General features: G+C 66.4%; 12 protein-coding genes. 2 read left to right on the top strand and 10 right to left on the bottom strand.

Annotation, left to right across the window (positions count from 1 at the left end):
• Positions 1–20 precede the first annotated feature (20 nt).
• On the bottom strand, positions 21–770 hold the full coding sequence (locus ACFPU0_RS26390) for an electron transfer flavoprotein subunit beta/FixA family protein (protein WP_377696246.1): 750 nt from the start codon (positions 768–770) through the stop codon (positions 21–23).
• 249 nt (positions 771–1019) lie between these two features.
• Here ACFPU0_RS26390 and ACFPU0_RS26385 point away from each other — a divergent pair, with 249 nt between their 5' ends.
• The gene (locus ACFPU0_RS26385) at positions 1020–1385 is read left to right on the top strand and encodes an STAS/SEC14 domain-containing protein (RefSeq protein ID WP_377696245.1); all 366 of its coding nucleotides are present in this window, start codon (positions 1020–1022) and stop codon (positions 1383–1385) included.
• Between the two features lie 136 nt (positions 1386–1521).
• Here the strand turns inward: ACFPU0_RS26385 and hpaC are convergent, their stop codons facing one another.
• Entirely contained in the window at positions 1522–2040 is a 519-nt protein-coding gene (gene hpaC, locus ACFPU0_RS26380) for a 4-hydroxyphenylacetate 3-monooxygenase, reductase component (protein ID WP_377696244.1), read from the bottom strand.
• Positions 2041–2288: 248 nt separating this feature from the next.
• Between hpaC and ACFPU0_RS26375 the strand changes: the two genes are divergently transcribed.
• On the top strand, positions 2289–2945 hold the full coding sequence (locus ACFPU0_RS26375) for a response regulator transcription factor (protein ID WP_377696243.1): 657 nt from the start codon (positions 2289–2291) through the stop codon (positions 2943–2945).
• A gap of 308 nt (positions 2946–3253) precedes the next feature.
• Here the strand turns inward: ACFPU0_RS26375 and ACFPU0_RS26370 are convergent, their stop codons facing one another.
• The 8 genes from ACFPU0_RS26370 to ACFPU0_RS26335 form a co-directional block, all read right to left on the bottom strand.
• Entirely contained in the window at positions 3254–4207 is a 954-nt protein-coding gene (locus tag ACFPU0_RS26370) for a PDR/VanB family oxidoreductase (protein ID WP_377696242.1), read from the bottom strand.
• Positions 4208–4311: 104 nt separating this feature from the next.
• Positions 4312–5052: an SDR family NAD(P)-dependent oxidoreductase gene (locus tag ACFPU0_RS26365; RefSeq protein WP_377696241.1), complete on the bottom strand. Its 741-nt coding sequence runs from the start codon at positions 5050–5052 to the stop codon at positions 4312–4314.
• Positions 5053–5062: 10 nt separating this feature from the next.
• A complete protein-coding gene (locus tag ACFPU0_RS26360; protein WP_377696240.1) occupies positions 5063–5563 on the bottom strand; it encodes an aromatic-ring-hydroxylating dioxygenase subunit beta in 501 nt (166 codons plus the stop codon).
• Positions 5556–6842, bottom strand: coding sequence for an aromatic ring-hydroxylating oxygenase subunit alpha (locus ACFPU0_RS26355; protein WP_377696239.1), 1287 nt, complete (start codon positions 6840–6842; stop codon positions 5556–5558). The genes ACFPU0_RS26360 and ACFPU0_RS26355 overlap by 8 nt, the downstream gene beginning before the upstream one ends.
• Before the next feature lie 10 nt (positions 6843–6852).
• A complete protein-coding gene (locus tag ACFPU0_RS26350) occupies positions 6853–8001 on the bottom strand; it encodes an amidase (protein WP_377696238.1) in 1149 nt (382 codons plus the stop codon).
• On the bottom strand, positions 7998–8486 hold the full coding sequence (locus ACFPU0_RS26345; RefSeq protein WP_377696237.1) for a nuclear transport factor 2 family protein: 489 nt from the start codon (positions 8484–8486) through the stop codon (positions 7998–8000). The genes ACFPU0_RS26350 and ACFPU0_RS26345 overlap by 4 nt, the downstream gene beginning before the upstream one ends.
• A 3-nt stretch (positions 8487–8489) precedes the next feature.
• Positions 8490–8858 carry a hypothetical protein gene (locus ACFPU0_RS26340; protein ID WP_377696236.1) on the bottom strand — a complete coding sequence of 123 codons (369 nt, stop codon included), beginning with the start codon at positions 8856–8858 and terminating at the stop codon, positions 8490–8492.
• A 50-nt stretch (positions 8859–8908) separates the two neighbouring features.
• Positions 8909–10081, bottom strand: a complete 1173-nt coding sequence (locus tag ACFPU0_RS26335) for an acyl-CoA dehydrogenase family protein (RefSeq protein WP_377696235.1) — start codon at positions 10079–10081, stop codon at positions 8909–8911.
• Positions 10082–10162 lie beyond the last annotated feature (81 nt).

Below are 10162 nucleotides of genomic sequence, written 5' to 3'. Positions count from 1 at the left end.
CGATTACCAGGACAGCCATCTCAGATCACCTTCGCTTCGTGCTTGAGTTTGTCGACCAGTTCGGCCACCGACTTGACCTTGACCCCCGCGCTGCGGGCAGCCGGTGCTTCGACTTTCAGGATCGATACGGTGGACGCGGTGGCAACGCCCAGGGCGTCCGGGGTGACCAGGTCCAGCGGCTTCTTCTTGGCTTTCATGATGTTCGGCAGCGACGCGTAGCGCGGCTCGTTCAGGCGCAGGTCGGTGGTGACGATCGCCGGCAGCTTCAGCGCCACGGTCTGCAGGCCGCCGTCGATCTCGCGGGTGACCTGGACCTGGTCGCTGGCGACTTCGACCTTGGAGGCGAAGGTGCCCTGGGCATAGCCGGTGAGGGCGCCGAGCATCTGGCCGGTCTGGTTGTTGTCGCTGTCGATGGCCTGCTTGCCGAGGATCACCAGCTGCGGCTGTTCCTGGTCGACCACGGCTTTCAGCAGCTTGGCCACCGCCAGGGAGTTCAGTTCGTCGCTGGATTCCACCAGGATCGCGCGATCGGCGCCCAGGGCCAGGGCAGTACGCAGCTGCTCCTGCGCGCCGGCCGGGCCGACCGACACCACCACCACTTCGCTGGCGATCCCTTGCTCTTTCAGGCGCACCGCCTCTTCCACGGCAATCTCGCAGAAGGGGTTCAGGGCCATCTTCACATTGGCGAGGTCGACGCCGGACTGGTCCGCCTTGACGCGGACCTTGACGTTGTAATCGACCACGCGCTTTACCGCAGCCAGTACTTTCATGCAGGACTCCTGTTGAACGGGACATCAGGTCCCCCTCAGCCTATTCAGAGCCGGTAACACATTCCCCTCCCCTTGAGGGATGGGATGGCGGATGGCGCGAATCGGCAATCCGAGGGTTTCAAGGGGATTAGGGGCCTGGACCGCGGGGCGTCCGTACAAAATCCGTATGAACACGAGGACTCAGAAGGCACTTTTTCGTTGCTGGCAGGCGGCGTATCGTGGAAGTTCCAGTCCCATGGAGGTGCCGTTATGTTCCAGGTAATTCGAAATGGCGAGAACCGCATCGACGTAGACTTCGCTGGCAAGCTTGACAGCAACGACATGCGCGCCGGGATCGATGAGCTGACCCGGAAAGCCGATGGCATCGAGCATGGCCGCATGCTTTATCGAATCGGCGAGTTCGAGCTTCCGACGCTGGGCGCCATGGCCGTCGAGGTGTCGCGTATCCCGCAACTGTTCCGCGTCATTCGGCGCTTCGATCGCATGGCGGTCGTGGCCGACAAGAAATGGGTGAGGACAGTCAGCGAGGTCGAGGGCTCACTGATTCCGGGCCTGACGATCAAGACCTTCGACTCCAGGCAGGTGGCAGAAGCGGAATCCTGGTTGCAGCGCTAGCCGCCCATGCCAGCGACGTTCGGCCGGACTCCAGGAAAGGGGTCGCCCTGGCCCCATGTGGACGGTTCAGCCCGGATTGAGACGTCGAGGAACAGCCCCGCCTGGTGCGGGGCTGTTTCCGTACCCCGGTGGCCCCTCAGCGCGAGCACGCGGTCGCGGCCCGCTCCACACGGTGGAACAGACGGTTGAAATACACCAGGCTGTCGCCCTGTTCGCGGATGGCGACCTGGTCCAGCTCGACGAAGAATACCGAGTGGGAACCCACCTCCTTGCAGTCGCTGATGCGTCCCTGCAGGTTCACCAGGGCGCTGCGCAGCACGGGCAGGTCGCTGGCGGTGGAGTTCCAGACATCCCAGGCGAAGCGCTCTTCCATGGGCACCCGGGTCATGCCGGCGAAATGGCGGGCCAGCTCTTCCTGGTCGCTGCACAGCACGTTGACGCAGAGCTGGCCATTGGCGCGAAACACATCGTGCATGGCGCTGCCCCGGTTGATGCACACCAGCACCGTGGGGGGCGAGTCGGTAACCGAGCACACCGCGCTGGCGGTGATGCCGCAACGCCCGGCCGGCCCATTGGTGGTGATGATGTTTACCGCAGCCGGCAGCTGCGCCATGGCGTTGCGGAAATCGATTTGCGTCTGGCTGAGAGTGCCCATCGGGTCGCCCTTCTTGTTGTGGACCGGCTGATTCGGGAGGTCTTGCGTGATGGGGCCAGATTAGGCCTGCGCACGGTCCCATTGAATTCAGGCGATCACCATCGCCGGCAAGGGTTGCCGCTAGTCGTCTACGTGTTTCCTTTATCGTCAGGGCGGTGCGCAATGGATATCCTGCTGGCAACGCCGCATGCACGCGGTGACCGCGCAGCCCGGATGCCGGAAAGCGTCAGCCGATCGAGCAGCAGACCGTGACCACTACCCCGACCGAACCCCGCAAACCCGTTGTTCACATCGTCGATGACGACCAGGATCTGCGCGACTCGCTGGCCTGGCTGCTGGAGTCGGTGAGCATCGCCGCCCAATGCCATGCCGGCGCCGAGGACTTCCTCCGCCATTACGATCCCAGGGTGCCGGCGTGCCTGGTGCTGGACGTACGCATGCCGGAAACCAGCGGCTTCCAGCTGCAGGAAATCCTCAACGACCGCGGCATCGCCCTGCCGACCATCTTCGTCTCCGCCCATGGCGACATTCCCATGTCGGTCAAGGCGATGAAGAACGGCGCGATCGACTTCGTCGAGAAGCCCTACAACCCCCAGCAGATGCTCGAGCGCATCCAGGCGGCGCTCAAGAGCGCCGTGCAGGTGCATGCGGGCATGGAGCAGCGCAAGCAACTGCAAGGCAAGCTCGGCCTGCTCACCAGCCGCGAGCGCGAGGTGCTGATGATGGTGGTCGATGGCAAGGCCAGCAAGGTCATCGCCAGGGAACTGAATATCAGCGTCAAGACGGTGGATGTGCACCGCACCAAGATCAAGGACAAGATGGGCGTCTCCAGCATCGCCATGCTGGTGCGCGAAGTGCTCAATCTCCCCGGCGAAGACGCCCCGGAGCGCGGCCACAGGCCCTGAAACCCCTCTCCGTTACGACCTGACGTGGTTTTTAAGCCTGGTTTAAGCCAGCGCCTGTATCTTTGCTCCCCGACTTTCCCCACGGCATGGACCTGCGCCCTTTCGGCGTCGATGGTCCGGTCGCAGCATCGAGCTCGGGTGGGCGCCTTCCCAGGTGAACACCCAGTCCCGCGCCGCACCTCTCGGCCGGGTTGCCCAGCATGGATCGGGCAAACTAAAGGCCGGCCAGCCCAGGATGGGCTGACCGGCCTTTTTTCGTGATTTCCGCAGTGCGCCGTTATCCGGGTGGAATCCGCGACATGCCGAGGCTACAGATCAATCACCAGCCGCGCGCTCCTGGCCCGCGACACACAGGCACAGATCTGCTTGTTCGCAGCCTTTTCCCTGCTCGACAGGCAGTTGTCGCGATGGTCCGGTTCCCCTTCCAGTACCTCGACTATGCAGGTTCCGCAAATGCCCTCGCGACATTCGGTGTCTATATCGCAGCCATGGGCCTGGAGCACGTCCACCAGCGGCGTATCCGCCGGGACCTGCAGCACCACTCCGGAACTGGCCAACTGCACTTCGAAGGCGCCACTCGGACCACTCTGCGCGGCCGGGTCGGCCTGGAAGTGTTCCAGGTGGATGTTGTCCGCCGGCCGCGTGCGCGCGGCGACTTCCACCACCTTGTCCATGAAGGGCGCCGGACCGCAGGTGTAGACGTGGGCTTCACGGCTGGCCGGTTCCAGGCAGGCGCTCAGTGCGGCGTCCAGGCCGGCCGGCTCGATGCCGAAGTGAAACTCCACATTGCCGGCGAATGGCGCACGGCCGAGCAACCCGGTGAAGGCGGCATGCTCCGGCGAGCGGGCGAAGTAATGCAGCCGGAACGGCTGGCCGATGGCGACCAGCCGGTAGGCCATGGAAAGCAGCGGCGTCACGCCTATGCCCGCGGCCACCAGCACATGCTCGCGGGCCTGCGGCGCCAGGCGGAACAGATTGCGCGGCGCACCGATGTCCAGTTCGGCGCCTTCCTTCAGCAGATCGTACAGGGCCTGGGAGCCCCCGCGCGACCGGGCTTCCCGCTTGACCGCCAGCAGATAGGCCGCGCCGTCGTCCGGCGGGCTGCACAGGGAATACTGGCGGGTCACTCCGGTCGGGCCGGTGACATCCACATGGGCACCCGGCTCGTAGGCGTCGAAGGGCTTGCCGTCCAGGCGCACCAGACGGAACGACCGGATGTCCCGGGCCTCTTCGACGATCTTTTCGATCCTGACTTTCATCATCGCAACACCTGGCGAAGTTTGGAGCTGACGAGGCCGACGCAGGTCGGCGGTAGTGCCCCACTCCCGCCTGCGGAAGTGGGGGCGGGCCGTGGGAGCGCCCCGGCTCAGCGCATGTACAGGCCGCCGTTGATGTCCCAGCAGGCGCCGGTGACCGAAGCGGCATGCTCGGCGGCGAGCAGGAGCACGGCATCGGCGATGTAGGCGGCCGAGCCCAGGGTGCCCACCGGCAGCATCTGGCGGATCTGCTCCAGGCGTTCGGGGGCCACTGTCTCGTAGACCACCGGCAGGTCCAGCGGGCCCGGCGAGATGCTGTTGACGGTCACGCCGCGGCTGGCCAGCTCCCGGGCGAACACCTTGGTCAGGGTCGCCACGCCGCCTTTCGCCGCCGCGTAATGGGCGCCGGTCGCGGTGCCGCCGTTCTGGCCGGCCAGCGAGCCGATGTTGATGATCCGGCCGAACCCGCGCTCGGCGAAATGCGCGCCGAATACCTGGGAGCCGACGAAGGTGCCACGCAGGTTGACCGCCATCGACTCGTCGAACTCCTCCGGGGTGATCTCCATCACCGGCGCGACCCTGGACACACCGGCATTGTTGACCAGCACGTCGGTGCCGCCCCAACGCCGGGAGAGCAGGTCGCGGGCCTGGATGAAATCCTGCTTCTCGCGCACGTCCAGCTCCAGGGCGACGGCACTCGCGCCGGACGGATCGAGATGGGCTGCCAGCCGTTGCAGGCCGTCCAGGTCGTTACCGGCCAGGGCAACGCGGTAACCGGCGGCATGCAGGGCCCTGGCGATGCATTCGCCGAGGCCACGGGAAGCGCCGGTGATCAGGGCTACTCGGGACATGGGACTCTCCTCAGAGCAGGAAGCCGAGCGCGCTCAGGCTGTCGGTGGAATTGATCAGGCGCACCACTTTCTGTTCGAGCCGGGCCACGCCATTCTCGAAGCGGATACGGTGGGTCAGGTCGGCCGCCATCGGCGTGTGCACGCCGCGCTTGTAGGCGAACAGCAGCTGCGCGGAGTTCACCTCCACCACGCTGCCGGCGGCCTCCACCAGGCGGAAGCGCGAGACGCTGCGCACGGTGCGGGCGGCATCCACCGCCGAGCTCGAGTAGCCGCCGCTGAGGCGTTCGATGCGCAGGGCGCGCATGCGCGCGTCGTCGTAGGCGTAGTTGAGGCTGGCGGCGAAGTCAGTGGTTTGCGGATCGATGGGCACCACGTAGAAGCCGTCCTCGGCCCAGAGCTGCGCCCACTCGGCGTACTGCTTGCGGTCCAGAAGCTCGGCTTCGCGCCAGATGAATTCGATGGCCCGGGCCAGTGGCGCGGCCAGGCCGCAGAGGTTCTCGTGATCAGTCATGGCTCATCATCCTTTTCCACATCTCGTAGGCTTCGCGCATGCCGCCCTCGTCGGTGGCGTGGGACACCTTGTCGCCGTTGTCGGCGATGACTTCGCGATTGAGGCCGCGGTTGACCAGGATCGGCAGCTGCGGACCGGCATGCGAACCGCGCTGCACCCGCTCCCAGGCCTCGGCGTCATCCGGGCTGCCGAAGCCGAACGGGCCCTGGAAGTGCTCGTGGATGCGCAGGCGTTCGCGGTTGGCGATTTCCGGGCCGCCGTCCATGCCCAGGGCAACGTGGCGGATCTCGGTCTCGGTCACCGACAAGGGATTGAGCACGCGGAAGAACGACATCGACATGGCGACGTTGGGGAACAGGTTGAGGTTGAAGCCGGCGCCGTGCAGCGAGCGCACGATGCAGCGCACCTGCTCCGGCGGCATGGTCTTCGACAGTTCCGCGGTGACGTGGGCGAAGCGCTCCTGGAGCTGCTCGCTGCCGTCGTCCCGGTCGAGGTCGACGTGCTCGGGGACCATCACCATCACGCTGTGGCCGTTGCCCAGGGCGTGGGTCACCGCCTGCTCGTCGGTCATGAAGGAGAGCATTTCCGAGGTTTCTTCATCCACCGAGCTCATCCACGACTTGTGCACGATGGGGAAGTGGTAGCCGTCGGTGGTGTTCTCCAGCTGGATCTTCCAGTTGCCCTTGAAGGTGAACCTGTGCTCGCCCTGCACCTTGATCGGGTAGCCAGCCCCCTGCTTCATGAACAGGTCCATCCAGTGCCTGGCACCACCGAGGAAGTCTTCCAGCGGCTCGACATCCGGATTGAAGCTGGCGAACACCATGCCGGCGTAGCTTCCCACCTTCAGGCTGTTCAGCGGCAGTTCGGACTTGTCGAGGATGTCCTCGTAACCGTCCGGATAGGGCAAGGCGCGCAGCTTGCCGTCCAGCCCGTAAGACCAGCTGTGGTAGGGACAGGTGAAGCCGGTGGCGTTGCCCTTGTGCTTTTCGCAGACGGTCGCGCCACGGTGGCGGCAGCGATTCTCCAGGACATTGATGCCGCCCTTCTTGTCACGCACCACTATCACCGGACGACGGCCGATGCTGGTGGTGCGGAAGTCGCCAGGGTTGCGGATCTCGCTCTCGTGGGCGACCCACACCCAGGTGCGGTAGAAGATCTTTTCCAGTTCCGCCTCGTAGAGCGCGGGATCGTAATACAGGGATACGTCGACCCGGTCCGACCGGACCAGTTCCTCGACGCTGCGGGTCCTGGCAATCAGGCCGCTTTCATGACAGCTCATGGGATTCTCCTCAGGCTGGGTTCTTGTTCGCTGGCTGCAGTGCGGCCAGTGCGTGTTCCAAATTGGCGCCGAAGGCGCAGACGCGCTCGTCCTCGCCCTTGCGACCGACGATCTGCAGGCCGACTTTCAAGCCGCTTTGGCGCAGCGGCACCGGGACCGACAACGCCGGATGGCCGCTGAGGTTGAAAGGCCGTGCCAGCCGGGTCATGCCGCCGACGGCATTGCCCTGGCGGGCCTCGGCAAGCAGCGGTGGCAGCTCCGGCAGGGTCGGCAACAGCAGTACCTCGAACTGTTCGAGTGCCGTGTCGACCGCGCGGGTAAAGCGCGCACGCACCTGTTCGGCATGGGCCAGGTCGGCGTGACCGGTGCGGCTGGCACCCAGCAGGCGCTGCTCGACATCGGCGCCGACCAGGCCCTTGCCGGTCAGGTGGCCGAAGGCCGCCCAGGTTTCGTGATTGATCACCGCCAGGCCCGCTTCGAAGGCCTCGCCCAGGCCCTCCAGCCGCAAAACGGTGCGTTGCCAGCCGGCGAGCGCCACGGCACGCTCCAGGCAGGCGCGGATCAGTGGGTCGCAGGGCACATCGAGCAACGCCACCCGTTGCCCGCCCCCGGCCAGCTGGAACGGCTGGTAGCCGGGACAGATCACCGCCATGGCGGCGTCCAGGTCGGCCATGCGCGCGGCGAAGGGCCCCACGCAATCGAGGCTGGTAACGGCCGGATGCACGCCGGCACGGCTGACCCGGCCGAAGGTCGGCTTCAGGCCGTAGATGCCGCAGCAGGCAGCGGGCACGCGAACGGAACCACCGGTGTCGGTACCCAGCGCGACATCGGCCAGGCCCGCCGCCACCGCCACCGCCGAACCGCTCGACGAGCCGCCGGTCACGCGATCCGGAGCCTGGGGATTGAGCGGAGTGCCGGTCCAGTCATTGATGCCGGTTACGCCGAACGCCAGTTCGTGCATGTTGGTCTTGCCGACGATCTGCCAGCCAGTGGCGAGAATCGCGTCCACCACCTCGGCATTGCGTGCCGCCTGTGGCACTTCGGCCAGGGCCCGGCTGCCGGCGCAGGTGCGCTGGCCGGCGATATCGATGGAGTCCTTGATGGCGACGCGCAGGCCGCTCCGGTCGCCCAGGCGGATCTGGTTGACGAAGACAGTCATCGGCAGGCCTCCCCGAGTGCTGCGCTGAACATCCGGCAGGTGCGGAAATGCGCCATCTGCCAACTGCCCGCCACGCGGCGGAAATCGATGTTCAGGCGGGCGCTGATCAGCTCCGAGCGACGGTCGCCGTAGGTGGAGATCTGCTGCATGATCCACTGCCCGCTGGCCTCCTCCCCGGCAACCCGGATCGACTCACTGGTGAGCAAGTGCAGGTTCACCGCGAAATGCGGCGATGGCGGCAGGTAGGCGGCGACGAAGGCGGCCACCTCCGCCCTGCCCTGCTGGCGCCCGAACTTCTGCGCGTAATGGCTGCCGACACCCTCCCAGATGGCGTTTTCGGTGAAGAGCTCGGCCAGTTCGCTGGCCGAGGTCATCTCCCGCGGTACGTCGCACAGGTCCATGTAGCGGGCCAGCAGGCGACGTATCGCGCTCTCCGCTTCCAGCGTTTCGAGGCGCAGCCGCAGATCGGCCAATGGGCTATCCATGGCTCAGCGCGCCGCTTCGGGGATGGTCAGGGGACGGCCGATACGGGCCTCGACCTTGGCGTACTTCCACAGGCTGTATTCGTTCACCGGCGTGGTACGGAACAGGTTGCAGGCATCGATCACGGTCTGGTGGCAGTCGACATCGGCCATGATGTAGACGGTCCAGGGCGAGCTGGTGGAGGCGCCGACCATCAGGCGGTCGTCGTCCAGCACGCCCAGCACCGTCATGCCGGGCAAGGCGCCGAGCGAGCTCATCATGGCGCTGAAGCCCTTCCACACCGCGATGCCTTCGCCGGTGGGCAGATCGAAGAAGTTCTGCGTGATGCCGATGCAGAACAGTACGCGCAGGGGTTCCCGGGTAGCCTGGGACATGGTGAATCCTCGAGAGGTGGAATGTGAGGGGGTCGAACGGCCGGGGCCGCTCAGAGGAATCCGGGAATCGGCTGCACGCCGAGCAGCACCGCACCGGCGCCGTCATACATGCCATCACCGAGGAACGCGTGCTGGGTGACCACCATGGCGTCGCGCAGATAGCGCTGCAGCGGGTTGTGCTGGTAGATCGCGGTGGTACCGGCCAGGGTATAGGCGCGCTGCACGGCGGCGGCGCCGGCCCGCGACACATGCACGGCCGCCAGGCGCAACAGGGCGACCTGCTCGTCGGTTACCGGGTTGCCGGCGAGGATCGAGGCCCAGACCTGCTCGGTGGACTCGTAGAAGAAGGAGCGCGCGGCGCGCAGTTCGGCTTCCGCCTTGGCCGCCTCGATGCGGAAGTAGGCGCGATCGGCGAGCTTCGGCGCGCCGGTGACACCGGTGCGCCCACCGGCCATGCGGTTGATTTCGTCCAGGGCGGCACGGGCCAGGCCCAGGTTGACCACCGCCAGCACCTGTGCGGCGTAAGCCACGGTGGGATAGCGATAGAGCGGTTCGTCGATGCTGGGTACGCCGCCGCGAATGAAGGTCCAGTCATCGCTGACGAAAGCATCCTTCACCCGCAGGTCGTGGCTGCCGGTGCCCTTGAGCCCGACGACCTCCCAGTTCTCGACTATCTCCACCTGGCTGGCGGCGAACAGTGCCGTGCGCGGCTTGCCGCCCGGCCCACCGGTGCCGATGCCGACGCCGAGTACATCGGCGCCCTTGCAGCCACTGGCGAACTTCCAGGTGCCGTTGACCCGCCAGCCGCCCTCCACCGCCTCTGCCGGCTGGATCGGGAACAGCCCGCCGGCGAAGACCAGGTCGGGGCCGTCGGCGAACAGGCTGGCCAGGCTTTCCCTGGGCAGCGCGGCGAGGTAGACCGTGGCGCTGCCGAAGCTGGCCACCCAGCCCGCCGATCCGTCGGCTTCGGAGATGCGTTCGATCATCCGCAGGAAGCTCGCCGGCGGCAGCGCGTCGCCCCCGAAGCACTTCGGCGTCGCCGCGCGGTAGATGCCGGCATCCTTGAAGCGGGCGATCATGTCGACCGGCACGTGGCCCTTGGCGTTGAACTCGTCGCGACGCCGGCGCACTTCGTCGAGCAAGGCCTGGAAGCCCGGTGCGTCGACGCCCGTACCGGCGGATTGCGCTGAAGCGATGGTCTGGGCCGCGGCTGAACTCGGCATGGCGTCATCTCCGTTCTTGTCCTGGATGTGGCCGGCTCGCTCCGGTGGGAGCGGTCCGGCCCTGTGCAGCCAGTCTATGAA

Origin of the sequence: Pseudomonas sp. GCM10022186 (genome assembly GCF_042656385.1) — a bacterium.
Lineage (GTDB): Bacteria > Pseudomonadota > Gammaproteobacteria > Pseudomonadales > Pseudomonadaceae > Metapseudomonas.
This window is presented reverse-complemented; position numbering and strand designations above follow the sequence as displayed.

Coding starts and splice junctions, on each gene's coding strand:
- ACFPU0_RS26390 (WP_377696246.1), bottom strand. CDS start 770: ATGAAAGTACTGGCTGCGGTAAAGCGCGTGGTCGATTACAACGTCAAG.
- ACFPU0_RS26385 (WP_377696245.1), top strand. CDS start 1,020: ATGTTCCAGGTAATTCGAAATGGCGAGAACCGCATCGACGTAGACTTC.
- hpaC (WP_377696244.1), bottom strand. CDS start 2,040: ATGGGCACTCTCAGCCAGACGCAAATCGATTTCCGCAACGCCATGGCG.
- ACFPU0_RS26370 (WP_377696242.1), bottom strand. CDS start 4,207: ATGATGAAAGTCAGGATCGAAAAGATCGTCGAAGAGGCCCGGGACATC.
- ACFPU0_RS26365 (WP_377696241.1), bottom strand. CDS start 5,052: ATGTCCCGAGTAGCCCTGATCACCGGCGCTTCCCGTGGCCTCGGCGAA.
- ACFPU0_RS26360 (WP_377696240.1), bottom strand. CDS start 5,563: ATGACTGATCACGAGAACCTCTGCGGCCTGGCCGCGCCACTGGCCCGG.
- ACFPU0_RS26355 (WP_377696239.1), bottom strand. CDS start 6,842: ATGAGCTGTCATGAAAGCGGCCTGATTGCCAGGACCCGCAGCGTCGAG.
- ACFPU0_RS26350 (WP_377696238.1), bottom strand. CDS start 8,001: ATGACTGTCTTCGTCAACCAGATCCGCCTGGGCGACCGGAGCGGCCTG.
- ACFPU0_RS26345 (WP_377696237.1), bottom strand. CDS start 8,486: ATGGATAGCCCATTGGCCGATCTGCGGCTGCGCCTCGAAACGCTGGAA.
- ACFPU0_RS26340 (WP_377696236.1), bottom strand. CDS start 8,858: ATGTCCCAGGCTACCCGGGAACCCCTGCGCGTACTGTTCTGCATCGGC.
- ACFPU0_RS26335 (WP_377696235.1), bottom strand. CDS start 10,081: ATGCCGAGTTCAGCCGCGGCCCAGACCATCGCTTCAGCGCAATCCGCC.